This window comes from Sabulibacter ruber (assembly GCF_017355955.1).
In the GTDB taxonomy this organism is placed as follows: Bacteria; Bacteroidota; Bacteroidia; order Cytophagales; family Hymenobacteraceae; genus Nibribacter; species Nibribacter ruber_A.
The window spans coordinates 311,171-338,116 of sequence record NZ_JAFFID010000002.1 but is presented as its reverse complement, the minus strand read 5'-3'; the positions used below and the strand labels follow the sequence as shown (position 1 = coordinate 338,116).

Annotated in this window: 17 protein-coding genes; 5 read left to right on the top strand and 12 right to left on the bottom strand. The window is 50.7% G+C overall.

All coding sequences use genetic code 11. The features are described 5' to 3' along the window. Positions 1 to 135: 135 nt before the first annotated feature. The gene (locus JT719_RS12755) at positions 136 to 1,131 is read right to left on the bottom strand and encodes a hypothetical protein (RefSeq protein ID WP_207433720.1); all 996 of its coding nucleotides are present in this window, start codon (positions 1,129 to 1,131) and stop codon (positions 136 to 138) included. A 419-nt stretch (positions 1,132 to 1,550) separates the two neighbouring features. After that, positions 1,551 to 2,279: a head GIN domain-containing protein gene (locus JT719_RS12750; protein WP_207433719.1), complete on the bottom strand. Its 729-nt coding sequence runs from the start codon at positions 2,277 to 2,279 to the stop codon at positions 1,551 to 1,553. Positions 2,280 to 2,542: 263 nt separating this feature from the next. Here JT719_RS12750 and JT719_RS12745 point away from each other — a divergent pair, with 263 nt between their 5' ends. Further along, positions 2,543 to 4,912 (top strand): TonB-dependent receptor, encoded by a 2,370-nt coding sequence (locus JT719_RS12745; protein ID WP_207433718.1) that lies wholly within the window; start codon positions 2,543 to 2,545, stop codon positions 4,910 to 4,912. A 21-nt stretch (positions 4,913 to 4,933) separates the two neighbouring features. Beyond that, positions 4,934 to 5,737, top strand: coding sequence for a DUF4249 domain-containing protein (locus JT719_RS12740; protein ID WP_207433717.1), 804 nt, complete (start codon positions 4,934 to 4,936; stop codon positions 5,735 to 5,737). A 114-nt stretch (positions 5,738 to 5,851) separates the two neighbouring features. Here the strand turns inward: JT719_RS12740 and JT719_RS12735 are convergent, their stop codons facing one another. The 5 genes from JT719_RS12735 to JT719_RS12715 all read right to left on the bottom strand — a co-directional run bounded on the left by JT719_RS12735 (position 5,852) and on the right by JT719_RS12715 (position 12,855). Then, positions 5,852 to 6,352, bottom strand: a complete 501-nt coding sequence (locus JT719_RS12735; RefSeq protein WP_207433716.1) for a fasciclin domain-containing protein — start codon at positions 6,350 to 6,352, stop codon at positions 5,852 to 5,854. A gap of 101 nt (positions 6,353 to 6,453) precedes the next feature. Beyond that, on the bottom strand, positions 6,454 to 7,074 hold the full coding sequence (locus JT719_RS12730; RefSeq protein WP_242693236.1) for a rhomboid family intramembrane serine protease: 621 nt from the start codon (positions 7,072 to 7,074) through the stop codon (positions 6,454 to 6,456). A 268-nt stretch (positions 7,075 to 7,342) separates the two neighbouring features. Then, positions 7,343 to 8,317, bottom strand: a complete 975-nt coding sequence (locus tag JT719_RS12725) for a polyprenyl synthetase family protein (protein WP_207433715.1) — start codon at positions 8,315 to 8,317, stop codon at positions 7,343 to 7,345. Between the two features lie 183 nt (positions 8,318 to 8,500). After that, complete coding sequence (gene rnr / locus JT719_RS12720; RefSeq protein WP_207433714.1) at positions 8,501 to 10,852, bottom strand: ribonuclease R; 2,352 nt, start codon at positions 10,850 to 10,852, stop codon at positions 8,501 to 8,503. Between the two features lie 179 nt (positions 10,853 to 11,031). Continuing rightward, on the bottom strand, positions 11,032 to 12,855 hold the full coding sequence (locus tag JT719_RS12715) for an ABC transporter ATP-binding protein (protein WP_207433713.1): 1,824 nt from the start codon (positions 12,853 to 12,855) through the stop codon (positions 11,032 to 11,034). A gap of 229 nt (positions 12,856 to 13,084) precedes the next feature. Between JT719_RS12715 and JT719_RS12710 the strand changes: the two genes are divergently transcribed. Continuing rightward, positions 13,085 to 13,696, top strand: coding sequence for a hypothetical protein (locus tag JT719_RS12710; protein ID WP_207433712.1), 612 nt, complete (start codon positions 13,085 to 13,087; stop codon positions 13,694 to 13,696). A 50-nt stretch (positions 13,697 to 13,746) separates the two neighbouring features. Here JT719_RS12710 and JT719_RS12705 read toward each other — a convergent pair whose 3' ends face one another. Further along, positions 13,747 to 14,364: a lipoprotein signal peptidase gene (locus tag JT719_RS12705; RefSeq protein ID WP_207433711.1), complete on the bottom strand. Its 618-nt coding sequence runs from the start codon at positions 14,362 to 14,364 to the stop codon at positions 13,747 to 13,749. 98 nt (positions 14,365 to 14,462) lie between these two features. Then, positions 14,463 to 18,020, bottom strand: coding sequence for an isoleucine--tRNA ligase (ileS, locus tag JT719_RS12700; RefSeq protein WP_207433710.1), 3,558 nt, complete (start codon positions 18,018 to 18,020; stop codon positions 14,463 to 14,465). Between the two features lie 513 nt (positions 18,021 to 18,533). On the opposite strand from ileS, the gene JT719_RS12695 reads away from it, so the two are divergent. After that, entirely contained in the window at positions 18,534 to 19,811 is a 1,278-nt protein-coding gene (locus JT719_RS12695) for a dipeptide epimerase (RefSeq protein WP_207433709.1), read from the top strand. Between the two features lie 714 nt (positions 19,812 to 20,525). Here the strand turns inward: JT719_RS12695 and JT719_RS12690 are convergent. Then, positions 20,526 to 22,022 (bottom strand): glycine--tRNA ligase, encoded by a 1,497-nt coding sequence (locus tag JT719_RS12690; protein ID WP_207433708.1) that lies wholly within the window; start codon positions 22,020 to 22,022, stop codon positions 20,526 to 20,528. Between the two features lie 243 nt (positions 22,023 to 22,265). Between JT719_RS12690 and JT719_RS12685 the strand changes: the two genes are divergently transcribed. Next, the gene (locus JT719_RS12685; protein ID WP_207433707.1) at positions 22,266 to 23,672 is read left to right on the top strand and encodes an inorganic phosphate transporter; all 1,407 of its coding nucleotides are present in this window, start codon (positions 22,266 to 22,268) and stop codon (positions 23,670 to 23,672) included. Between the two features lie 602 nt (positions 23,673 to 24,274). Here the strand turns inward: JT719_RS12685 and JT719_RS12680 are convergent. Beyond that, positions 24,275 to 24,754, bottom strand: coding sequence for a hypothetical protein (locus JT719_RS12680; RefSeq protein WP_207433706.1), 480 nt, complete (start codon positions 24,752 to 24,754; stop codon positions 24,275 to 24,277). 570 nt (positions 24,755 to 25,324) lie between these two features. Further along, a complete protein-coding gene (locus tag JT719_RS12675; RefSeq protein ID WP_207433705.1) occupies positions 25,325 to 26,914 on the bottom strand; it encodes an Ig-like domain-containing protein in 1,590 nt (529 codons plus the stop codon). Positions 26,915 to 26,946 lie beyond the last annotated feature (32 nt).

The window sequence follows — 26,946 nt, the reverse complement described above, 5'->3', positions numbered from 1 at the left end:
AATAGCAAGCTTCCGGAATGCTGGAAATAAAACCATCCAGCCAGCTTGCTAAAGAAAGCTCTCTGGCAAACTGGCTGGATGACGGAATTTGGCTTGTTTTCAGGAAATAAGCCTTAAAACAGCGGGCAACAGAAATCAGTTAAGCGAAAGCAGAGAATAGTAGTTATAGACTGTTTTAAAGGCAGGAATGCTTTTGCCCTCGTGTATTAGTTCATGCAGGGTGCTTACCAGTTTACCGGCTGTGTCATAGGTATTGGTTTCTTTCAGATACAGCTGCTTGTTCCGGAAAACCTGTTTCTCCACCACCTGATTTTGCTCATTGTAGCCGATGGTGATTACTTCTGTAAGGGGCAGATTGGCGTTGTACAGCTCTAGTTTAACGGGTAGTTGGGCGGCATTGTACTTGATCTTGACGGTTTTCAGAACACCGGCCCCTTTGTCGCTGATCAGCTTTCTTTTCTGTACCAGTCCGCCATAGGTAGAATAGCGCCAGTTGGGTCCTTCCTCTTTCAGGAGATGGTGCAGGTTGTAGCGCTGTACGTTGTTCCGGTAGGTATTTTCGTCGGTCTGGTTTGCCGTTGTTATTTTCTTGTCTGAGCCCTGGTAGTCTACCAATACCGTGGCCAGGGGTTTTTCGGCTCCGTTTTCCAGCGCATACACCTGTTTGGTTTGCACGTACTCCGGCAAGTATTGCAGGTTGCGTTTGTATTTGATGCCCACTCCGCTTAGTTCATGGGTAGTGACAGAGTAGTAGTTGTCTCTTATTTCTTCGCCCGAGGTGATTTCTACCAGCGTCTCTAATAGGCCTTGGTCGCTTTTCAGTTTGGTGCTCTGGTTCTTACCCAGGAGCAGAAGGGCGTCCATGCCCTGCAGTTGGGCTTTCTGTTTCAGTTGCTCTACCAATTGGGCGTAGGCTACCTCGCCTTCTACTTTGTGCTCCAGTACCGCAATTTTCACGTAGGCCGTGTCTTTGGGGCGCTCTCCCGGAAAGAAGACCTCTACCTCCTGCCCGTGCACAGGCGTAGGAATAGTAGACAGTCTATCGGCGGGCATTAAGGTCTGATAACCGCTCATACATGCCGTGCTGAGTAGCGCCACGGCAACAAGAAAGGAAAAAGACAAGGTTTTCATGTTAGGGAAATTTGGTGCGTACACTCCTTTTGACAAAAGAAGGCGCTTCTTCCCCTATTGTGCTTCTTAGATTGAAGCGCTTTGAAACACAGACACTTCTTTCAACCCGGTTTCATCAAACCTGCTACAGGTAGCCGTCAAAAGAAAACAGGTAGGCAGCTTACGGGCCACCTACCTGTTTTTATTAGCTATAATAGTTTGCCAGTAGTGCAGGAAATCTGCCTTCATTTCATGTTTCTCTACAAACATGGTCCAAAAACCAGAAGAAACTACGGCTTATTTCCTTTGCACTAGCTGGCATGGCTCTGGTGGGAACATAGGTGCTGCTGTTTTGGAACCGTTTTACGAAATGCAGGGAATAAACGGCCCCTATAGGGAATGGACAGCGGTGCACCTACTCCAGAGCACTGTATCTTTGGTTAGCCCCGTTTGCTTACCGATCCGCTTCCGCTTACGCGGCTGTCTACGCTGGGTGAGCCTTCATAGAACACGCGCCCGCTGCCGCTGATGTTGGTTTTCAGGGTTGAAGTAGCGTTTACCTCAGACGTGCCCGAGCCGCTGATGCTTACCTGAGACTCATCGGTTTTGAAGTTGTAGCCTCTCAAAGAACCAGATCCGCTGATGGACACCTTGCTTTGCTTGCCTTCGCCCTCCAGTTCAATGCTGCCAGAGCCCGAGATGCGGCTGGAAACCTCGTCTACTCTGGCGTTCAGTTGGATGCTGCCAGAGCCGCTCACGGCCAGATCCATGGAAGAAGCTTTAAAAGTACCTTCGCCTTTGATTTTACCCGAGCCGCTCACGGCCAAACCTTCAATGCTTGGTGCAGTGATGTAGATTGTAACTCTTCTCCTACCATTGTTCCAGTTGATTTCCTTGTCCCGGTCTCTTCTCTTGATAGACAAGCGGCCATTTTCTACCTCGGTGACCAGTTGCTCTAACTGGTCAGCATCTCCTTCTACTTTCAGGCTGTGGGTATTGCCCTGGCGCAGGATCACATCGGCTGGGTAAGCCAAGCCAATCTTCTTGAAAGCCCCTACCTCACGGGTTTGTTCGTCTTTTATAACATCGCTTTCGGTGGTCCGGAAAGAGGACAAAGCAACAAAGAAGGCCAAAACCGCCAGTAAAGGGAAGATGTTCTGTTTTTTCATAGTGGTTGGAGTTACGTTACATCCTAAAGATGCAGGACAGGGAAAAGGGTTGCTTCCCCCTATCATCTTTTTTTCCGGGACCCTGTTTTGACCCTATTTCACCTAAAACTCCTCTAAAACAGCAGGGCAGTTCATCTAAACTATCTTTTGGTTCATAGAAAGAATCAGCGGTTTAGTCTTCTTAACACAATATTAATGCGCATCTATATAGGGGTAGAAGGTGCTTCTATGGTCAAGAAGTGAATATATGCTTAACCAGTATCATGCAATCACTTCATTACAACCAGCGCGGAAGACTGCTTTTTCTGCTCTTCTTCTGCACCTTTCTCTTGGCTCTCCCCTTTTCTGGCACTGCCCAGCAAAAACTAACGCTTAGTGGTTATGTGAAAGACCAGTCGTCCGGCGAGGGTCTTATTGGCGCCACCGTGAGCGTGCGCGAGCTCTCCGGCGTGGGCGCCGCCACCAATGAGTACGGCTTCTTTTCCCTCACCCTGCCGCAGGGCACCTACACAGTAGCGGTAAGCTACCTGGGTTTCGCCACCCACACCCAAACCGTGGTGCTCTCCGGTGCGCAGAAACTGAACATCGAGCTCAAAAACGACCAGACTGCCCTACAGGAAGTAGTGGTCACCAGCACCGACGTGAAGGACGAGAACGTGCGCAGCATGGAAATGAGCACCATGAAGATGCAGGTGGCCGAGCTCAAGAAGATGCCGGCGCTCATGGGCGAGGTGGACGTGATCAAGGCCATCCAGATGACGCCGGGCGTGCAGACCGCCGGCGAGGGCACCAGCGGCTTCTACGTGCGCGGGGGCGGCGTGGACCAGAACCTGATTTTGCTGGACGAGGCTCCCGTGTACAACGCCTCCCACCTCATGGGCTTCTTCTCGGTCTTCAACGCCGATGCCATCAAGGACGTGCAGCTCTACAAAGGCGGTATCCCCGCGGAGCACGGCGGCAGGCTGTCCTCGCTGCTGGACATCCGGATGAAAGAAGGCAACAGCAAACGCTTCGCGGCCTCGGGCGGAATCGGGACGCTGAGCAGCCGTTTAACGGTAGAGGCACCTATCGTGAAGGACAAAGGCTCGTTCATCCTCTCGGGCCGGAGAACCTACGCCGATGTGTTCTTCAAGCTCAGCTCAGACGAAGGCATCAAAGACAATCAGCTCTATTTCTACGACCTGAACCTGAAAGCCAACTACATTCTGGGTCCGAAGGATAGGCTGTTCGTGAGCGGGTACTTCGGGCGCGATGTGGCAGGCAACAACTCCGGCGCGTTTGACTGGGGCAACGCCACCGCCACTCTTCGCTGGAACCACCTCTTCAATGACAAGCTGTTCACCAACACCACGCTCATCTTCTCCGACTTTGACTACTCGCTGGGCTCCAAAGAGAAATCCTCTGAGTTCACCTGGACCTCGCACATCATTGACTACAGCCTCAAAAACGATTACACCTACTACCTCAATCCGCAGCACCAGTTCAAGTTCGGGTGGGTAGGCACGTTCCACCGGTTCCAGCCGGGTGTAGTGAAGCCAGGCCCCGAGTCTTACTTCAACGAAATCAGGCTGGATGGTTCAAACGCCCTGGAAGCTGCCGCGTACCTGAGCCACCAGTATGAGATCACGCCGCGCCTTTCTATGGAGTACGGCCTGCGCTTCTCGTATTTCGCGAACGTGGGCAAAGGCACCGTGTATGAGTACGCCGAGGATGGTTTCACCAAGATCGGGCGCAAAGACTACGGTTCCCTGGAGGTGATCAAAGACTATATGGGCTTTGAGCCGCGCTTCTCAGCCAAGTACCAGGTAGATGAGAAAAGCTCGGTGAAAGCTTCCTACAACCGCATGCGCCAGTACCTGCACCTGCTGTCTAACTCCACCGCCTCGCTGCCTTTTGACGTGTGGGTCCCCAGCAACCACTACACCAAACCGCAGATCGCCGACCAAGTGGCCGCCGGATACTTCCGCAACTTCCAGGACAACATGTTTGAGGCCTCGGTGGAGGTGTACTACAAGTGGATGCAGAACCAGATTGACTACAAAGACAACTCAGATGTGTTCCTGAACAACCGCATTGACACGGTGCTGTTGCGCGGCTCCGGTACGTCTTATGGCGCGGAGTTTATGCTGCGCAAGCAGAAAGGCGATTTCACCGGCTGGATTGGCTACACCTGGTCTAAAACCGACCGCACTGTACCCGGCATCAACGGCGGCAAAGCCTATCCGGTACGCTATGACCGTCGCCACTCCGTGAACGTGGTTTCTACTTACCAACTGAACCAACGCTGGAGCTTCGGGGCTAACTGGACATACGCCACCGGCGGAGCCACCACCATGCCCGTGGGCCGGTTTGAGTACGAGGGGCACTCCTATCCTATCTACTCTTCGCGCAACGGGTTCAGGTTGCCCGCTTACCACCGCCTGGACCTGGCCGTGACCTATGACCGTCCGCGCAGCCTTACCGGTAAGAAGCATGATAGCAGCTGGAGCCTCTCGCTCTACAATGCTTACAACCGCAAGAATGCTTTCTCCATTGCCTTCCGGGAGAACGAAGACGATACCAGCAAGACCGAGGCCGTGAAAACCTACATGTTCGGGATCATCCCAGCTATTACTTACAACTTCAATTTCTAAGTGAATCACCCATAATAGATCATGAAAAAATATCTGTTTTCCCTGCTTTCCTCTCTGCTTTTGTTCAGCAGCTGCGAGGAAGTCATTGACTACGATTTACCTGAGGACGCCGCCAAAGTGGTCATAGAAGGCTTGGTGACCGATCAGCCGGGACCTTACACAGTGCGCATTTCTACGTCCAAAGGTTACCTGAACCAAGGTCCGGCCGCCGGATTGGAAAACGCGGTGGTAAGTATTAAAGACAGCGAGGGCTTTGAGGAGATCCTGCAAGCCAAAGGCAACGGTCTGTACCAAACGAGCCAACTGCAAGGCAAGCGCGGCAACACCTACTACCTCAACGTGCAACTGAACGGCCAGGAGTACACCGCCAGCAGCTTCCTGAAACCCGTGAGCACCTTGGATTCTCTCACCTACCATTTCAAGGAAGGCAACGCCCAGGTAGAAGAGGGCTACTACGCCACCATCTTTTTCCGGGAACCCCCCGGCAAAGGCGATCTCTACAAGTTCAACATCTACGTGAACGGCGAGCGCGACAAAGAAATAGTAGCCATCAACGATGACCTCTACGACGGCAACTACGGCGACCCCGAGATTGGCATTGAACTGGAAGAGGGCGACGTGATGAAGGTGGAAATGCTCTCGCTGGACCGGCCCGGGTACGAGTTTTTCCGGGTGCTTTCACGCATGCAGTACTACACCGGCGGCCCGTTTGATGCCCCACCCGCCAACGCGCCCGGTAACATCAGCAACGGAGCCATCGGGTACTTCGGGGCCTCGGCGGTATCCAGCATTGAGCGCAAGGTGGAGGCAGATAACATCCGGTAACGCTGTTTCAGGGCTGTTTTACGTGAAACGCTCCTAAAACACAAGTACTTAACCGTTCAAATAAAAAGGGCTGCCAGGTGATGGCAGCCCTTTTTACATTCACATAAGGTATAATTACAAAGAAGGTTTACCCGGCTGGAAAGCGCCGTTCAACCTATGCCAAACCCCGTTGGCGTATAACTGATCTGTTTCTTCTAGCCGCACTCCTGAAACCATCACCGTTCCCTTTTTCCTGCAGATACGCAGGCTGTTTCCGCTTAAGGTTTTGAGATTTGCCCCATCGCGCAGGGCATCTTTGGTGAGCGCACCTTTCACAATATGCTGCTCCAGAAAGGCCCTAAGCTGGTCCGGAGAATCGCCTTGGTGCAACATGAGGGCCTGTTCTGAGGGAGCGAAAAGAGTATGCTCCTCCCCGTTAGATAAAACGGGCATTAACCCGGCTTTGGTAACCAGATCCAGAAGCAGCCGGTCTTTCTGGGCAATACCCTCGGCCATGCTCATACGTGCTACTTTGCTGGTAGCAGCCACTTCGGCCATGAAGGCCTGTGCTTCTCCCCTAAACTGCAGGGCCAGGCAGAAGCAGAGCACAATTCCTACCTTTATATAGTTAAACATTTCTTTTATCTCCCCTTCTTTAAACCATCTGTAATACAATAGTATACGCAGGTTCAGAAGAAAAGATAAAGGCGCACTTCCTCAGGAAATGCAAGTACTACCTACTGCAGGATAGAATAGATGAAATTTTGGATTTGTCCGGGCACCAGGATGATACTTAACACAAACCCGAAGGCGGCTCCGTAGAAGTGGGCACTGTGGTTAATACCGTCGTTTCCTCTTTTGCTGAGGTAGTAAGAATAGAAAAGGTACAGCACCCCAAAAATGTATCCTTTGAGAGGAAAAGGAATAGGGAAAATAATCAGCTCAGAAAGCGGGTTGAAATAAATGCTGGAGAAGATGATGGCCGCCACCCCACCAGAGGCTCCCAGTGAATAATACCGGCTGTCGTTCTTGTGCTTGAACATGGAAGGCAGGTCAGACACGACAATGGCTGCCAGGTAAAAGAGCACGAAAATGATGGCCCCGTTCGTAAACCCGAAAATGGCCATGAACTGCCGTTCCACCACTCCTCCAAAAAAGTAGAGCGAAAACATGTTGAAGAACAAGTGCATGAAATCGGCGTGCAGAAAACCCGAGGTTAACAGCCGCCACCACTCCTTGCTGCGCACCACCGACTGCGGATGATGCACCCAGTTCTCCATCAAATTCTGGTTCTGCCAGGCATACAAAGAAATTAAGACCGTGATTGCAATAAGGATGATTGTGATGCTGATGACCATGCTGTGTTTCGGAAGGAAGTGGTCCCAAAGCTTACGAAAGCCTGGGCGATTTTGACCTCAATATTGTTAAACCCGGTAAAAAGCTGCCACTGCTGTAGGAGTGCCGCTTACTACCAGAAGGTAATTCTAAACCATATTTTTGCTCACGTCAGCTAAAGACAACTGACCATGAAAGAACGATAAACCGCTTCAGGCGTTTCCCGGCTGTTTAGAGTAAAACAAGCTGAAAACAGGTAAAGAAGCTTTTTGTTGCTACCAGCCCTGAAGCTTAGTTGTCGCGCTCTATCAACTGGATAGCCAGTTGCCGGAGCAGTTCTTTTTTGCTGTTGAGCGCGTTTACCTCGTTCAGATGGTGCAGGCCTTTCTGGAAGTAATGGTTGATCTGGTTCTGAGTAAGGTTCTGGATGTTCAGCTCATCGTAGATTTCCTTTACCGCCTTTACTTTCTGCTGTTCCTGCCCGTTCTCCACGGGGCCTTGCCATTTCTCCAGTTCTTTGCGTTGGGTGCCAGAAGAGCGTTCCAAAGCCATCAGGAGCAGGTACGTTTTCTTGTCAGAGACAATATCGCCGCCCACGCGCTTGCCAAACTTTGCCTGGTCGCCGTAAACGTCCAGTAAATCATCGCGCAACTGGAACGCAATACCCATGTTGATCCCGAACTCCTTCAGGTGGCGGGCATCTTCAGGGGCGGCGTTGTTCAACAGGGCCCCCAACTCCAGGCTGAAGCCCAGCAGCACCGCCGTTTTCAGTTTAATCATGTGCAGGTATTCTTCAATCTGCACGTTGTTGCGGCTCTCAAAGTTCATGTCCAGCTGCTGGCCTTCGCAGACCTCGGCGGCGCAGGTACTGAATAGTTGCAGTGCCGTAGGGAGTTTAGCGGGTTCAATGCCCAGGAAGAACTCATAGGCGCGTACCAGCATTACGTCGCCGCTCAGGATGGCGGTGCTGGTGTTCCATTTTTCGTGCACGGTTTCCTTGCCCCGGCGCAGCGGCGCGTTGTCCATGATGTCATCATGCATGAGCGTGAAGTTGTGGAAAACCTCTACGCCAATGGCCGGCATAAGGGCCTTCTCCACGTCGTCATGGAAGAGGTAAGCCCCCAGTAAGGTAAGCAGCGGACGCACTCTTTTGCCGCCCAGTTCCATCATATAACGGATTGGCGCATACAGCTCATCCGGCTTCTGCCCATACTCTAATGTGGACAGGGTTTGGTTGATGCGTTCCGAGAAATGTGAGATATCCACAGCTATGAATTTTAAGCGAATAGGTAAAAATACCTTTTAATGAACAGTTAAAGGCCTCTTTGCCTGTTGCCAAAGCTACAGCAAAATAAAGAAAGCGCTTTTTTTTTATTTTATTTAAAAAGCGTTTTTGGTGCCCTTTGCAAGAAAGAGACCAAAAACGCTTTACGTATTTACTGGCTGATCTTATTTTTTGACGGTATCAATCAGTTCTAAGTCAATGGTGCGCTCCAGCACGTTGGCGGCTTTCACCTCTACTATCACCTCATCACCAAACGAGATAATGCGCTTGTTGTTCTGCCCGATGAGGCGGTAGTTAGCTGAGTCAAGCTCGTAGAAATCGTCCTGCAGATCGGCCAGGCGAACCATGCCTTCGCATTTGTTCTCCTCAATCTCCACGTACATGCCCCACTCAGTCAACCCAGAGACAATGCCTTTGAACTGCTGCCCAATAAACGCACTGATGTACTCTACCTGCTTGAACTTGATGGAAGCCCGCTCGGCATCGGCGGCGCGTTTCTCCATGTCTGAGGAATGCTCGCAGCGCTCTTCAAACTCCTCTGGATCGGCGGCATCTCCTCCGTGCTGGTACCGGTCAATGAGGCGATGGGCCATCATATCCGGGTACCGGCGGATGGGCGAAGTAAAGTGCGAGTAGTGCGCGAACGCCAACCCGAAGTGCCCTTCCGGCTCGGTGCTGTACTTGGCCTTGGCCATGGTTCTGATGGCCAGGTTCTGCAGCACGCTCTGCTCTGGTTTGCCATCGGTCTGGTCGGCCAGCTTGTTCAGCTCTTTGGAGACATCGGCACCTTCGTCCAGATTCACCTGGTAGCCAAACTTACGGGCGAACATAGAGAAATTCAGCAGTTTCTCTGGGTCTGGCGCGCCGTGCGTACGGTACACCATGGTGAGCTTGTTCTTGCCTTTCTTGAGTTTGTAGACGTGCTCAGCCACGTATTTGTTGGCCAGCAGCATGAACTCCTCAATGAGTTTGTGCGCGTCTTTCCGCTCTTTCACGTACAGGTGCAGCGGCTTACCGTTCTCGTCTAGCTTGAATTTCACCTCAATGGTTTCAAAGTTCACGGCTCCGTTCTTGAAGCGTTTGGCTTTGAATTTCTTGGCTAAGTCATTCAGCAGGGTAATTTCAGTCACGAAGTCGCCTTCACCGGTTTCAATCACCTGCTGGGCTTCTTCATAGGCAAACCTACGGTCTGAGTGGATGACGGTGCGGCCAATCCAGTAATCATGAATTTTGGCGTTATGGTCAATCTCAAACACCACCGAGAACGTGAGTTTGTCTTCCTCGGGCCGCAACGAGCACAAGCCGTTAGACAGGCGCTCCGGCAGCATGGGAATGGTACGGTCTACCAGGTACACCGAGGTAGCCCGGCGGTACGCCTCTTTCTCCAGTCTGGTGTTGGGCTGCACATAATGCGTTACGTCTGCAATGTGCACGCCAATCTCCCAGTGGCCGTTCTCCAGTTGCCGAACGCTCAGCGCATCGTCAAAGTCTTTGGCATCGGCGGGGTCAATGGTAAACGTAGTCACGTCACGGAAGTCGCGGCGTTTGGCAATTTCCTCCGGGGTAATGCCCTCGGGGATTTCCTCGGCCTCGCGCTCCACTGATTCCGGGAACTCAAACGGCAACCCGAACTCGGCCATGATGGCGTGGATCTCGGCGTTATGCTCTCCGGCCGGACCGAATACGCGGGTGATTTCGCCGGTTGGGCTTCTCTCCGGGTCTTCGGGCCACTCGGTGATTTTCACCAGCACTTTGTCGCCGTGTTTGGCATCGGCTAAGCCGCGCTCGTTCACGAACACGTCAAAGTACATGCGCTTCATATCTGGCACCACAAACCCGAAGCCTTTGGACATTTCCAGACGGCCTACCACTTCTTCGCGCTCGCGCTTGAGCACTTCCACTACTTCACCCTCGGGGCGGTCATTGGCTTTGCGGCTGCGGCGTAATTGCACGCGTACGGTGTCGCCGTCCATGGCAAACATGAGACGTTCCACGGGAACGCGCACGTCCTGCTCAGATTCATCACTGATCACGTAGGCATGGCGGGAATTGGCCAAGTCTACAATACCGGTTAAGATAGGTCCTCCTCTTCTGGAAACCACGCCTCCCCGGCCACCTTCCCGGCGGCTACCGCGTTCTTCACGGTCATGGCCGCTGCGTTTGCCTCTGAACTCAGGATTTAAAAGGTAAGAGTCATTCTCCAGGTGAATGATTTCCCCGTTTTTGCGCATTCTTTTCAGGTGCGCCAACACTTCCTCCCGGCCTTCTTTGTCGTTCACGCCTAAGCGACGGTGTAATTGGCGGTACGTAAATACCTTGTCTGGGCTCTGGCTGAAAATGTTCAGCAGAATAGCGGATGAGATTTCGCCTACATCCTGGTTCCCCTGGCTGCGGCCATTTCTGCCACCCCCACGGGAAGAGCCCCTCTCACGACGCGGACCGCCTTTTTCTTTTTTTCTATCGGACCGGGGCGCAGCACCACTGTCTGCTTTCCGGCCTCTTCTGTTTCTTTCCATTGATTCTTTTCAAATAAGCTGCCCCTGGTTGGATTGACCTCAGAGGCAGTGTGGCTGCTACTTTGCTGCCTAGTGATTTTTTGATTTATACCTCCTTCCGCAAGAGGTTTCTCCTGTTTTAGGCTTGTTTTCATGAAACAAGGGTAAAAAGGTTTTTTGAGGAAGCGGCACAAATATACCTATTCGTCTATACTTGCTTTGTACGCTTTTCGTTTCTCCTGCGCTGCTAAAATATCAGAGATGTCTCCGGAGGGAATAGCCTGCAGCAATGTCTTGGTATACGGATGCTGCGGATTTGAGAATATCTGCTGCACAGAACCTTCTTCCACCACACGGCCCTGGTCCATGACCAACAGCCTATCGGCCATAAATCTGGCTACCGACAAATCATGCGTGATAAAAAGAAGCGTGAGGTCGAATTCTCGCTTAAGACGATTCAGGAGGTTGAGTACCTGCGCTTGCACAGATACGTCTAATGACGAAACAATTTCGTCGCAGATGATACACGTGGGTTCCAGGGCCAACGCTCTGGCAATGCAGATACGCTGTTGTTGACCGCCGGAAAATTCATGGGGATAACGTTCAAAATGTTCGGGAAGGAGGCCTACTGTTTCCAGTAACTGCAAGGCGCGCTGTTTTCTTTCCCGCTGAGTAGGTAACACCTGGTGCACCAGCATGGGTTCCATAATGGCTTCGCCGATTTTCAGGTTTGGGTTCAATGAAGCATACGGGTCCTGAAAGATCATCTGGAAGTCTTTCCTTTTCCTTCGGAGTTCCTCTTTAGGCAAAGCCGCCCAATCTTGCCCGTGGAAAAGTATCTTCCCGGAGGTTGGCGCTATCAACCGCAACAAGGTCCGGCCTAAGGTAGTTTTTCCACAGCCAGATTCGCCCACTATGGCAATGGTCTCTCCGGGGAAAGCTTCAAAGGAAACACCGTTTATAGCCTTGTTTGCTTCTTTTTTCTGCCAAAAGAACAACCTGTTCTTTTTGAATTCCACGTGGATATCCTGTATCTGCAGAAGCGGCATCTGGCGGGTTCTTATAGCGTGTGGATTGGCAGAAAGGCTTTGTGCTGCAACCCGTTTTTCCACCGTTTTAGCCTGTGGTTCTGTAATGCTCAAAGGCAACGTTTGGCCAGACGACACATCTGTTTTCGTCATGAAATCTGCAACCGTGGGCAAAACTGGAACATCGGTTGTAAGGGTAGGTCGGCAGGCTAGCAAAGCTTGCGTATAGGGGTGCTGCGGATTGGTGAAAATCTGCGCTACAGGTCCCTCTTCTACAATCCGGCCCTGGTACATGACCAACACCCGATCAGCGATCTCGGCTACTACTCCCAAGTCATGCGAGATAAAGAGCATGGCCATTCCTTTCTTCACCCGGAGTTCATTGAGCAACTGCAGAATACCGGCCTGCACCGTTACATCCAGAGCAGTGGTGGGTTCATCGGCAATGAGTAAGGAAGGTTCACAGGCCATGGCCATGGCAATCATGACCCGCTGCTTTTGTCCACCCGAAAGTTGGTGTGGATAACGGGCAAATTGCTTCTCTGGCTCCGGAAGCTTTACCAGCTTAAAAAGCTCAATAGTGCGCGTATACGTTTCTTTTCTGGAAATAGGAAAGTGGATTAACAAGGCTTCGGCAACCTGTTTTCCACAAGTGATAACCGGGTTCAAGGAAGACATCGGGTCCTGAAAAACAATGGAAATGTCCTGACCTCTGACTTTCCTTAACTGCTTTTCTGGCAAGGTGAGCAGGTCTACTAACCCCAATTGCGGAGAATCAAATTCTGCTTTGCCAGAGATTGAGGCCCCGGCAGAAGGCAGCAGTTGCATCAAAGACAAACCCGTTACGGTTTTGCCTGACCCAGACTCTCCCACAATGGCCACTGCCTCTCCTTTCCGGACCTGAAAGGAAATATCACTTACAGCCTGCACCACTCTCTGCCGGGTCTGAAAAGAAATGCTGAGATGGTCTACTTGTAACAAAGGAGCAGAGGACATGCTGTAGGAGGAGTATCTATAAAACCAAGGCGTTTGTACGAAGAAAGCCGCCTCTGAAGAGACAACTTTTTCAATCTAGAATTGAAAAAACAGGCAGAAATCTCTCCTCCGGAATCCGCGTATAAACCGAAACACTAAATTCTGCTGGCCACACAACTTAAATAATTAAACCTAAGTATTGACAGTACAATTTAGCTATTTCTGCCGTCTCCTTTTTAGATAACCGTTTATGAAACACCTCAACTACTCAGGTACCCTTTTAAAATCGGCTTTATTGGGGTTCTTCCTACTTTTTGCATTTCAGGGAGCTTTTGCCCAGCACCGGTATCCAAACCATTTCAGGACGGGAGTCGGCTTTGCGTATATTCTGGATGATGATAACAGTGGTGCCTTGTTCTCGCAGCAATACACCCGTGAACTCACAGATCACTTACATATCACCGTCTCTGGCGAATACCTGAGTTCTTCCAGGTATGATAAGCAAAAGCAGCTTTTCACTTCCAGAAAGGCCTTTGTGATGTTTGACGCCTCTTTCTTCTATGATCTTGTTGAAACCGAAAGATACACCATAAAGCTAGGTGCCGGACCTGCCGTACGTAGACGCTCAGAACTGGACTTAACCAGAGGAGAGATTCCCGAAGGAGCTATTACTACCCCGGGCAGAAATCCTGATGAGTTCTTTGTGCATATCAGGGAAAGAGACTTTGGCGGAAAAGCGGTACTGGAGACAGACTTTTTCAATGACAACCGGCTGTTCTTTGGGATGCGGGCCTCAGGTTATTTCTATAACAAAGGCACTTCCATCTTTGCGATAGGGCTGAATATGGGCTATTCTTTCTAAAATAGGCGTAAAACGAAAAGCGGGCTGCTCTTCCTGAACAGCCCGCTTTTTTATGCCTCTACTATGTTGATTTCCCGCTTCTCTCTGTCCGGAGGTTGGTTCAGGAATTTGTTCTGGTTGAAGATGATGATCAGAACGCCCACAAAGATGGCCGCATCTGCTACGTTGAAGATTGGCCACAAAGACATGGGCGTGCCCCCAATAATGGGAATCCAGCTAGGCACAATGCCTTCCCATATATCAATGTAGAACATATCAATTACCTGGCCGTGCAGCCAGGGAGTAGGCGCTCCGTAAGGTGCATTGTCCAGCAGTACGCCGTAGAAGATACTATCAATCAGGTTGCCTACGGCCCCGCCCAGAATCAGACCCACGCACCAGATCAGGCCTTTGTTGTAGCGGTTCTGCACCAGGTAATACACCAGGTACCCGATGGCCACCATGGCTACCATCCGGAAGACAGTGAGAATAATCTTCCCGTAGTCTGAACCAAGCTCCACCCCAAACGCCATGCCCGGGTTTAAGGTATAATGCAGTTTGAACCAATCTCCGAACACAGGAATCTGCCCGGGCAGGCCCATCTGCATGTTATTATGAACCAGCATTTTCACCGCTTGGTCAATGGCGATCACCAGCAAGGCAACCAGATAGTATTTCGCGTACTTCATGATGAAAAGTTAACCTGCCGTTTCTCTCCTGTTTTAGTGAAAACAAGCTGAAAACGGCAGGCGATTATCTTCTATTTTGTGTCTGCAACGGAAGTCTGCTAACGGGCTACCTCAATGCGAACCGGCAGGTTAAAACCTTCCATGTCCAGCACGGTTGCCTCTGCGTCTGGCAGGCTAGGTACCAGCGACAATTCTACCGCTTGCACCTCTTCTGAGATGTAGCCTCCAAAAGCCTGAACGGCCGCCGCCACCTCTTCATTGCCATCCTGCAGGAATACTCTGATTTTATCCTGTACTTCCAGACCACTGTCTTTGCGCAGGTTCTGCAGACGGTTCACCAACTCGCGGGCCATTCCCTCCAGACGAAGATCTTCGGTGATGGTGATGTCCAAGGCTACGGTCAAGGCTCCTTCCGAAGCTACCAGCCAACCCGGGATATCCTCAGACATGATCTCCACGTCTTCGCGACTCAGCACCGTAGTATCATCTTCCACCGGAATCTCGAAGAAACCTTCACGCTCCATTTTGGCAATGTCTTCCTGACTCATCTGCTGGATCTGGGCTGCCACTAACTTCAGCTTCGGCCCGAATACCTGACCCAGGCGCTTGAAGTTAGGTTTGATCTTTTTCACCAAGATACCGGTAGTGTCTTCCAGGTATTCCAGCGTTTTCACGTTCACCTCAGACAAGATCAAGTCTTCCACGCCTTGCAGCTGGGTCTTCATCTTCTCATCCAGAATAGGCACCAGGATGCGGCTCAATGGTTGACGCACTTTGATCATCTGCTTCTTCCGCAGCGAGTGCACCAAAGAAGAAACTGTTTGCGCCAGGTGCATGCGTTGCTCCAGGTCTTGGTCAATCAGGTCTTCCTGCACTTGCGGGAACAGCTCCAGGTGCACCGACTCAGCCTGGCTGCGGCCACTCACGCGGCTCAGATCCAGGAACAAGCGGTCCATGTAGAACGGCGCAATCGGCGAAGCCAATTTGGCCACAGTCTCCAAACAAGTGTACAGCGTTTGGTAAGCGGCCAGTTTATCCTGGTTCAGTTCGCCTTTCCAGAAACGTTTGCGGTTCAGGCGTACGTACCAGTTACTAAGTTCATCGGCCACGAAGTCCTGAATAGCGCGGGCGGCTTTGGTTGGATCGTAATCGTCAAAGTAGCCGGCTACTTCTTTCACCAGTGTGTTCAGGCGGGAGATAATCCAGCGGTCACTTTCGGTGCGTTGCGCTACCGGAATTTCCTCGCCTTCGAACGTGAAACCATCCAGGTTGGCGTACAGCGCGAAGAACGAGTACGTGTTCTGCAAAGTGCCGAAGAAACGGCGCTGCACTTCGGTTACGCCGTCCAGGTTGAACTTGAGGTTGTCCCACGGTGGCGCGTTCACGATCATGTACCAGCGGGTGGCATCAGGTCCGAAGCGGCCGATGGTTTCAAACGGATCCACGGCGTTGCCGAGGCGCTTGCTCATCTTGTTGCCGTTCTTGTCCAGCACCAGACCGTTCGCGATTACGTTCTTGAACGCCACGCTGTCTTCCAGCATCACGGCCAAAGCATGCAAGGTGAAGAACCAACCACGGGTCTGGTCCACACCTTCGGCGATGAAGTCGGCCGGGAAGCTGGCTTCAAAGACGTCTTTGTTCTCCAATGGATAATGCCACTGCGCGTACGGCATGGCGCCGGAGTCAAACCAAACGTCAATGAGGTCTGCCTCGCGCTTCATGGGTTTGCCGCTTGGGCTTACCAGTATGATGTTGTCTACGTACGGACGGTGCAGATCAAAGGCTTTGTAGTCAAATCCGCCGAAACCGTTTTCCACACGTGGTTCTTCGGTTCCAGTAGGGCTGAGCGCGAATTCACCGGCAAACTCCAGCAAGGTGTTGGCCTGGTGCTCGTCTTCAGAGCCGGTGTTTTGCACAGGCTGTCCGGCTTTGCGCAACGGGTTCTCGGTCATGAAACCAGCGGCAATACTGCGCTCAATTTCACGGTTCAGCTCAGCCACGGAGCCGATGCAGATTTCCTCATCACCTTCCTCGGTGCGCCAGATAGGTAGCGGCGTTCCCCAGTAGCGCGAGCGCGACAGGTTCCAGTCTACCAGGTTCTCCAGCCAGTTCCCGAAACGACCAACGCCTGTGGATTCTGGTTTCCAGTTGATGGTTTTGTTCAGGTCAATCAACCGCTGCTTTACCGCCGTGGTTTTGATGAACCAGCTGTCTAGCGGATAATACAGAATCGGTTTATCGGTACGCCACGAGTGCGGGTACGTGTGCTCGTACTTCTCAACCTTGAAGGCTTTGTTCTCTTCCTTCAGGATGATGGAGATGATGACATCCGTGGTTTTGTAATCCGGGTGGCTTTCATCTTCATTGGTGTAATTTTTTACATAGAAGTCATCGGGCCCAAGTGGTTTATGGGTTTTGATGTTATACTTCGCAACGCCTTCCTGCAGTCTTACCCCAATCTCGTTGATGAACTTTCCTCTCCGGTCAACGGTGGGGAGTTCATTGCCCAGCTCGTCTTTGATGGTGAGGGCTGGGATGCCGTGTTGTTTGGCTACCCTAAAGTCATCGGCCCCGAAGGTAGGAGACGTATGCACCACGCCGGTACCATCCTCGGTGGTCACGAAATCTCCGGCCACTACCTGGAATGCTTTATCCGCATCGTAGAAAGGCTGCAGATACGGCATCAGTTGCTCGTACCGAAGACCCACTAATTGCTTCCCGGTAAACTCCTGCACAATCTCAAATGGGATGGCTTTGTCTCCGGGTTTGTAGTCTGCCAGGGAAAGACCTTTGTTCTTTTCTGAAAAATATTTTCCTACCAGGTCTCTCGCCAACACCACACTCACCGGTTTGTGGGTGTACGGATTGAAGGTATTTACCTGCACATAGGTAATTCTGTCGCCAACCGCCAAAGAGGTGTTGGAAGGCAAGGTCCAGGGAGTAGTGGTCCAGGCCAGGATGTAGACATCGCCGGTAGGGTTATTGAAAAGGAATTCTGATTTAGAATCTTTAGTAACCTTAAACTGCGCTACGATAGACGTGTCCTTCACTTCTTTGTAGCAGCCTGGCTGGTTGAGCTCATGGGAGCTTAGGCCTGTTCCGTCTGAAGGAGAGTACGGCTGAATGGTGTAACCTTTGTACAGGAAACCTTTGTCATAAAGCTTCTTGAGCAGCGCCCAGTTAGACTCTATGTACTCGTTCTCAAACGTGATGTACGGATTGTTCAGGTCTACCCAGTAGCCCATGCGCTCAGTGAGGTCGTCCCACTTGTCTTTGAAACGCATCACGGTCTCGCGGCAACGGGCGTTGTAGTCCTCCACCGAGATGGTCTTCCCGATGTCTTCTTTGGTAATGCCCAGTTCCTTCTCTACCTGCAACTCAATAGGCAGACCGTGGGTGTCCCACCCGCCTTTGCGTTGCACCTGAAACCCTTGCAAGGTTTTGTAGCGGCAGAAAATGTCTTTCACGGCACGGGCCATCACGTGGTGAATACCCGGCGCGCCGTTGGCAGAGGGTGGTCCCTCATAAAAAACGAAGGTAGGCTGACCCGCCCGGGTCTCCACCGATTTTTCAAAGATGCGGTTCTCTTTCCAGTAGGCTCTCACCTCTTCGGCCAGACCCGCATAGTCCAGTTGCTTATACTCGTTGTACTTCACCTTATTGTTTGTCTGGTGTGCTCGCTGTTATTCAATATCTAATCTGAATCGGGTTTTCGGAAAGTATGTTTTTCACCCCCGGCGTAGATTGAAGCTTTACGATTCGAAATAAATTCTATGTACTTCGCCCCGCTCAATTTAGCAAAGTTAAGCAATAAAAAACTTGCGGAGAGATTCCTAGCCTTTTTTCCGTTTCAGGGCTGATTTTTTGAAAACAGCATTGAAACGGTTCGCTAGAAGTAACTAAAGGTTAAACCTGCAATAGCTTCATCGCTGGCGCGAGCGTCTCGCTCGTGCCTTCACATTTCTGAGTTGTCCAATGCTAGTCGAAAAAGAATTTAGGAATACGTGCGGACACGAGCGGACGCTCGCGCCAGCGGTAAGAGCGAGTGAGTAGCTACCCTCTTTATCCCTAAAGCAATATGGCGCGGAAGTTACTTCCGTGACTAACGAACATCAGAGTAGGAAGTCACGGAAGTAACTTCCGCGCCATAGTAGAATGTAGCTTAAGGCTTGAAAAGCTGCCGTGGAAAAATCCTCATTTTGAGGGTGATTTTCAGAAAACGCCTTGAAAACGGAAAAGCCGGTTTTTCACAGGATAACTTTCGCGCTTTCGGCCTTAGCAGATTTTATTCGCGGTTTTCTTGTTGGCTGCATTTCCTTTCTTTGTTTCTTTGCTACTACACCTATACACAAAAAAGCATGAATTCTACCCAAATCGTCTCGGTGAGTTATCAACCGTTGAACTTGCCGCTGATAGAACCTTTCGCCATTGCCACGGGCACGCAGTACCAGGTGGAGAATGTGGTGGTACAGGTGCAACTGGCGGATGGGACTACGGGTTTGGGGGAGGCGGCTCCGTTCCCGGCAGTGAGCGGCGAGACACAGGAAAGCACCTTGGCAGTTCTGCAGGAGTTGGAGAAATACTTGATTGGCAAAGACGTCAAGAACTGGCGCACCTTGGCCAAGGAATTAGATAAACTTGTACATGATGCACCCGCTGCCCGGTGTGGGGTGGAGATGGCCATTCTGGATGCGCTCTGCAAACACTACCAGATGCCGCTGTATGTCTTCTTCGGGGGAGTGCATACGCAGTTGGTCACCGACCTTACCATCACCGCCGGCGACGAGGCGCATGCTGCAGCTTCGGCGAGGTCCATCGTGGAACGTGGGTTCTCTATTATTAAGGTGAAAACCGAGGGAACTGATGTGGATTATGATCTCCGCCGACTTCAGGCAATCCACAATGCGGCACCGGGGGCAAAATTGATTGTAGACGGAAATTGCGGCTATGATCTGGCGCGCGCCCAAGCATTTGTCAACAGAGCCGCCGAAGCCAAAATACCTATTATCTTACTGGAACAGCTCCTTCCACGTGAAGCTTGGGAAGACCTAGCGGTGTTGGCAATAACCTGTCCTTTCCCCATCGCCGCCGATGAGTCTGCCCGCAGCGCAGCCGACGTGGCAAGGCTTTCTCAAGATAAAAGCGCCTCAGTTGTCAACATCAAATTGATGAAGTGCGGCGTGCTGGAGGCATTGCAGATGGCGACCTTAGCACAGGTCCACGGACTGGGGCTGATGATCGGCGGCATGGTGGAGAGCATTCTGGCCATGACCTTCTCTGCTCATTTCGCCGCCGGCATCGGTGGGTTCGGCTTCATAGATTTGGACACTCCTTTATTTATTGCGGAGCATCCGTTCAGCGGTGGCTTTGAACAAACGGGTGAAGTGCTGCGGCTGAATCCTGAAGTGGCTGGTCATGGAGTGGACTTCGCTCCTACCCTATCCTGAGAAAATTCATCTGCAAATTGAAAAGCGAATCGGGGCTGTTTTGATCAAAACAGCCCCGATTCGCTTTTCCGCTTTTAAGTATTTTAATTGAAGTCTCCTTTAGAATTGCCATGGTTCAAGTCTGTGACTTGGACCTACTATGGCTGCAGTTTGTAACTGCAGCTAAATGATATTATTGCACGTTCGCTGGCGCGAGCCTCCGCTCGTGTCCGTACACATTGCTAATAGCGCTTTCTTCTTTTTTAAAGGTCAAGCTTTAGGCCTATCAAAGCCTTTACCCTCTTCTGTCATCTTGGAAAGATCTTGTGGGCGAACTAGAAAAGCAGTGATTTACCATTAATACTGTGGGCCCACAAGATCCTTTCAGGATGACAAAATAAGGAGTATGCAGATTCCGTCTTGGGCTTGCGTGCGGACACGAGTGGGACGCTCGTGCCAGCTGTTTACTTCATTATATATTATAATATGTACTCTGTTGAAGCTTACGCTTCAATGCAGTTGCAAACTGCAGACCATGGTAGGTCCAAGTCGCAGACTTGAACCATGGAAAACTTTGGAAAATGTGCAGGGTGAACCACGTGGAAAACTGCGCTCAGCGGATTTCCTCCTTCTGCTTTTTATTCACACAAAAAAGGTCTCTACATTTCTGCAGAGGCCTTTTTCGTGTTAATGCGTTTAGAAGCTGTTTTTAGAAAAAAAACTGAAATCCACAGCTTACAGTTTCTCGAAAATACGCTTGAAACTCACGGCGTCGCCGATGTACTGGCGGAGCTCCGAGATGTGCATGCGCTTCTGCTCGCGGCTGTCGCGGTCTCGGACGGTGACGGTGTCGTTCTCCAGGGTCTCGTAGTCTACGGCGATACAGAACGGGGTACCGATCAGGTCTTGGCGGGTGTAACGTTTTCCGATGGCGTCGCGCTCTTCGTAGATGATATTGAAGTCGTATTTCAGGTCATCGAAGATCTGCATGGCTTTGTCTGGCAAACCGTCTTTGCGCACCAGCGGGAAGATAGCGGCTTTCACCGGGGCAATGGCCGGGTGGAATTTCAGGAAGGTACGGGTTTTGGTGTTCTCGCCTTCGGTGATTTCCTCTTCCTGGTACGCGTTGCAGAGGGTCATCAGGAACAGACGGTCAGCGCCCACGGAGGTCTCTACCACGTAAGGCACGTAGTTTCCGAATGGTTTGCCATCTTCGTTCAAATCATTGTCAAAGTACTGCTGCTTTTTGCGGCTCAGTTCCTGGTGCTGGGTCAGGTCAAAATCAGTGCGGGAGTGGATACCTTCTACCTCTTTGAAACCGAACGGGAATTCAAACTCAATGTCTACGGCGGCGTTGGCGTAGTGGGCCAGTTTCTCGTGGTCGTGGAAGCGGAGTTTCTCGGTAGGGACACCCAAGGCCTCGTGCCAACGGCGACGAACGCTTCTCCAGTGCTGGTACCATTCCATCTCAGTACCAGGGCGCACGAAGAACTGCATCTCCATCTGTTCAAACTCGCGCATTCTGAAGATGAACTGACGGGCCACAATCTCGTTCCGGAAAGCCTTACCAATTTGGGCAATCCCGAACGGTACTTTCATACGACCCGATTTCTGCACGTTCAGGAAGTTCACGAAGATTCCCTGGGCAGTTTCGGGGCGTAGATAAATGGTGCTGGACTCTTCGGCCACAGAACCTACCTGTGTGGAGAACATCAGGTTGAACTGGCGCACCTCAGTCCAGTTAGATGTGCCTGAAATTGGACATTTTATACCTTCTGAGATAATCAGTTCCTGTACGCCTTTCAGATCTTCGGTCTCCAGCAGACGCGCCATTTCTTTGAGCAAAGATTGGGCTTTCTCCACATTGCCGGCTTTCTCGTACTCGGCGGCTTTGTCTTCCAGCAGCACGTCGGCGCGGTAGCGTTTCTTGGAGTCTTTGTTGTCAATCATCGGGTCGTTGAACGAGTCCACGTGGCCCGAGGCTTTCCAGGTAAGTGGGTGCATGAAGATGGCGGCGTCAATGCCCACCACGTTCTGGTTGAGTTGCGTCATGCATTTCCACCAAAGCGTTTTGAGGTTGTTCTTCAGTTCCACCCCGTTTTGTCCGTAGTCATACACGGCCTGGAGTCCGTCATAAATCTCGCTGGACGGGAACACGAAGCCGTATTCCTTGGCATGCGAGATGATATCTTTTAACTGTGCGTTTTCTGTGGTTTTCTCAGTTGTGCTCATGGGCGCAAATATAGAGGTTTCTTGGGCACTTTCTTTCAAACGCCGCCTAGGTTTGGTTAGGAAGATACCCCATTTTACTTGTAAATGTTCGGGTAAAAATACTGAGGATGAGAAGGGTTTGCTCCTACTTTGTACTTTTGTGGCCGTATAACTGCCTTTCTGATGATTCCTTAACAATTCGGTAACATTGAAAGAAAATTATTCCGTTACTTTTGGCACCTTTTTTCTCACCTATACTTAATTATGTTCGGATTAGAAACAGATCTGTTGATCTTGCTGGTAATTTGCTTACTGGCCGCGTGTGCTTTTGAATTTGTGAATGGTTTCCATGACACCGCCAATGCCGTAGCCACCGTCATTTACACCAACACCCTGCGCCCCTGGGCCGCAGTAGTGTGGTCAGGTCTCTGGAACTTCATCGGGGTTTTCGCCGGAGGAATTGGGGTAGCCATGGGGATTGTGTACCTCCTGCCCATTGAAACCTTGATTGACCAGGATGTCTGGCATGGAATTGCCATGGTAGGCGCTCTATTATTAAGTGCCATTATCTGGAACGTGGGTACCTGGTACTACGGTCTGCCTTCTTCCAGCTCCCACACCTTGATTGGTTCTATCTTAGGTCTGGGGATTGCCTACTCTCTGCTGCCTTCAACCCGTGAAGCCACCTTTGCCTGGTCTGAGGCCACCAAAACCGGGATGTCCTTGATCGTTTCTCCGTTCCTGGGCTTCACTTTGACCGTTTTCCTGATGTTTATCTTAAAACGGTTCGTAAAGAACAAGACCATCTTCAAGGAGCCGCACAAACGCAAAGCGCCTCCGTTGTGGATCCGTATCATCCTGATCATTACCTGTACGCTGGTGTCTTTCTTCCACGGTTCCAACGACGGACAAAAAGGAGTTGGTCTGGTAATGTTGATCTTGATTGCCATTGTGCCAACCTATTACGCCCTGGACAACGACAAAGACCCGATGGGCCTGAGAAACTCGATCACGCAAGTAGAGCAGGTGCTCTCTAAAGTAGACAGCACCACCCTTTCTGCTTCTGATGCCAAGCAATTAGCCCTCCTGAACACCGAAGTTGCCGAAATGCGCAGCGTACTTGCTGCTAACCCTACCACTGAAAGCCTGCCTAAAGATTCCCGGTTTGTATTGCGCCGCGATATCCTGTTGATCACTAAAGGCACCGATAAACTGATGGACAGCCCAGATATTACCCTGAGCCAACGTGATCGTGATCAGTTGAAAGCCGGTGTAACGGGTATGCGTTCTTATACAGATTATGCTCCTAACTGGGTAATTATGATGATTGCGCTTTCCCTTGGTATCGGGACCATGATCGGCTGGAAGCGGATTGTGAAAACCATTGGGGAGAAGATCGGAAAAGAGCACTTGACCTATGCCCAGGGCGCTTCAGCTGAATTCATGGCGGCCAGCGTGATCGGGTTCTCTACGTTTGTGTTCAAGCTGCCCGTAAGTACCACGCATATTCTTTCTTCTGGTATTGCGGGTAGTATGGTGGCCAACCGCGGGATCAAAAACCTGAATGCCGGCACCATCCGGAATATCGCCCTGGCTTGGGTGTTGACTTTGCCAGTTTCCATGTTCCTGTCTGGTACGTTGTTCCTGCTTTTCCGCTGGATGTTCGCTTAAGACTACATAACTTATAAAACAAAAGAGCCGCTCCAGTGTATGGAGCGGCTCTTTTGTTTTACATCCTTCTGAAATCCTTTGCTGCTGTCCCTCCTGGTGGAGCTGTATCCATTTTCGGCTTGCTTTTAGTAAAACTGCTCCGAAACCTAACTTCCAAAAGCTTTCACTTGGGCCTATCTTATTTCTGGCCATCTCTCATTTCAAGATTACTCTTCTATTCTACCTCGGGGCACTGCTTACCTAGAGTTTAATCCTGAAAATCCATTTTGCGGATACAGACCTTTTAGAAGACGATGGAAGGAGTTAGCTGACGAGAGTTCGTTATTTCTGTACCGATGGCTTGAAGGTGCTTAAAATCGCTTCTCTCGGGGCCTTCTTTTTGGCTGTTCCACGGGATTTTTCGTGGAACAGCTAATATGAACGCTCCGCAGCTTTCATATTTAGAATCCATCGGCCCTTTCCCTTAGAATTCCTGCGTGATTCAGGGCTCTTTTTGGGAAAACAAACCCGAAACGCCTTCCTTTAAGAACATAAAAAAAGAGAGCCGCTGGTCGCGGCTCTCTTTTTTTTGCTTTCAATCTGAGTGAAAGGTCTGGGTTTCTCTACTTTGGTTGTGGCCAGAGCACTTCCAGGTTATCGTCCATGTGCACGCCAAAGTTCACGGCCAGCAGTTTCCCGTCTTCAAAGTACAGGTCAATCATCTCGCGCTCGTAAGAGAGGCAGGTCACGTTGTTCTCTATCTTCTCTTTCTCTACGTTCTGCACGCCGTTCTGCTTAAACAGATCTTCCACTTCCTGCTGGCTCATTTCAAAAATCTTCTTCCCGAACAGCGTCACGTTGGGGTTGGCAGTCTCTATGCAGCTCAGGCGGTAGTCGTCTTCTTTGTCAAAGTAGAACGAGAAGCCGCTGTCCCAGTAGTTCCAGGCCTTGTGCTCAAACTCATCTTCATCGGTAGATTCTTCAATCTCCTCGGGCTCGCCCATGATGTCTTCCACGTCATCCATGCTCAACCCGAATCGCAGATCTCCTATGCCGTAGCCCAGCTTTATCTCATTGTCAAATTGCTCTCTGTCCTGTTCCATAGTTTCTATTGGTTATATGGTGTCCCGTTTCCGGTTTGTTTTTCCTAAAACTACTCAAAAGAAGCGGTTCTTCCGCATTTTGGGTGGTTGGGGACCCTGGCCGGCAAACCGCGGCCGCGCCCCCCAGCTCCCCTTTCTCTTTTCTGATCTGCGCGCTTTTCCCACTTTTCCACGAACTCAACCTGATATCTATTATAAAATGATTTTTTTAAAAAGAATCTTGTTCGTCATTAGGGCTGTGCAGAAGTGGATAAAAAATCTTATCCTCAGGTTTTCCCCGCACTTCTGGAATATCCTCGCGGTACCCACCTTTATTCCCACAGCCGTGTGGATTGTTCTTTTATCATTTTCAAGCATTTATCTCAGATTTCCACTTCTGCACACAAAAAGGGTCTGAAATAGGCTAACGTTTATACTCAGGTTGATAACTTCTGAGAAATTCTGATTTTATGAACTCTTACCCACATTCTGGTCTGTGAACGTAGATTTTTCGGTTTCGGATTTCTGAATTTTCAGACTTGCTCCAGTTTTATCCATAATATTGTCCACAGTTATCCACGGGGTTTCCACCTAAAACCTGATTTCCTGAGTTTCTATCTCCCAATTGGTTCTGATCTCCCAGGAATCTGTGGGTAATACCACTGGTTCGGGTAATTTTCGGTCTTTCAGGGAGCCATTGTCCCATTTTCCGTTGCCGTTTTCGTCTACCAGAATTCTGAGGTTGTAGGTGCCGGGCTGCAGATCGTTCCACAGAATGGTTTTCTGGTTCTTCACTTCCTTCACCACCGCGTTCTGCCGCAGCAACTGTACAATGAAGCTTTTCTGTTCTGTGGCCAGGATCACTTTCAGGCTGCCGGCGTCCACTTTCTCGGTGATGCTAAGTTTCTCGGTTTTGGTTTCATAGTGCGCGCCAATGAACGGCACCACTTTGGTGGTATCCATCTGCAGCGTGATGTCCTTTTTTGCCGTCAACGGAAGGTTGAAGGTGATCTGGGTACCCTCCTGGTTCAGGCGCATTTGGGTGGTGTCTTTGGTGGTGACGGTGGTGGTTGAATCTAAGAGAAAGGTGAAGGCTGCTTCTGGATTCACAATCTTGGTGGGAACCTCAAATTGCAGCCTGATCTGCTCGCCGGGTTTGATAGTGCCGCCGTTTAGAACCGTGTAGGAGTTGTTTCTCCGGGGAGCCGCATTGCCGCTGAGCCGGATGGCTACAGTATCTATCCGTTGGTTGTCGGCGCTGTCCTGGACCTGCACAAACCATCTTTTCTCGTCTGGTACTCCTGGAAACAGCCGGAGCGTTTTCCCGTTGTTGGCGATCAGCCATTTTATATTTCTATCGTTATCGGGCGCGGTGACGGTTGCCTTAGAGATTCCTTCATTATATTCCACCTCATACACGTTCAGGAAACTTTTGCGGGAAACTACGTTAGGCCGGGTCACATCCTGGGTATGCAGCTGCAGCTGAATATTCTCCACGGCCGGCCGAACCTGAATTGAATCTGGCGTGTAAGCGATGTTCTCCTTCTCGTTGTCATAGCGCAGGTTGTTGTTGGTCTCGGTTAAGCCGTAGATATAGTAATTACCTTCTTTGATGTTTCTGAACTCAAAATTGCCGCTGGAGTCGGTGCTGGTCACGTAAAGCGGCCGGCCTTTGGTTACCTGTGAAGTGTCATTGGTGGGATACAGCAGTACATTTACTTCTTTGGGCGGCGTGTTGCTGAACAGTTGGGTGGCTTTCCCGCTCACTCTTCCTGAGTCCAATAACGGACCGGTACTGAAGGTGATGATGACGTTTTTGGCTGGATTTTTCTCCGTGATGTCTGCCAGGCTGTTTCTGAAGTTCAGGCTGTAGGTGGTGTTCTCTTCCCATGGTTTGCTGAAGGTCAGTTCCACGGTTCTGTCCTTCACCCTGCTCTTATACGTGTTGTCTGTGAACGGCGCAATGATGAGCTGCCGCGTGAGATCCACGGTCTGAATGGCTTCATCAAAAGTTAAGATGATGGTTTCTGGTTTTACGTTGGTTTGCCCGTTTCTGGGATAGGCGGTAACCAGTTTTGGCGCGGTGATGTCTTTCTCTCCTCCTTCGGGGCTACTGATGCTGGCGCATCCGCACAGGAATAAGGCAACGGCGGTGAAGGCGTTTTTAAGCTGATTTTTCATTTTTGGCTTTAAAATGGAAATGACCTTATAGT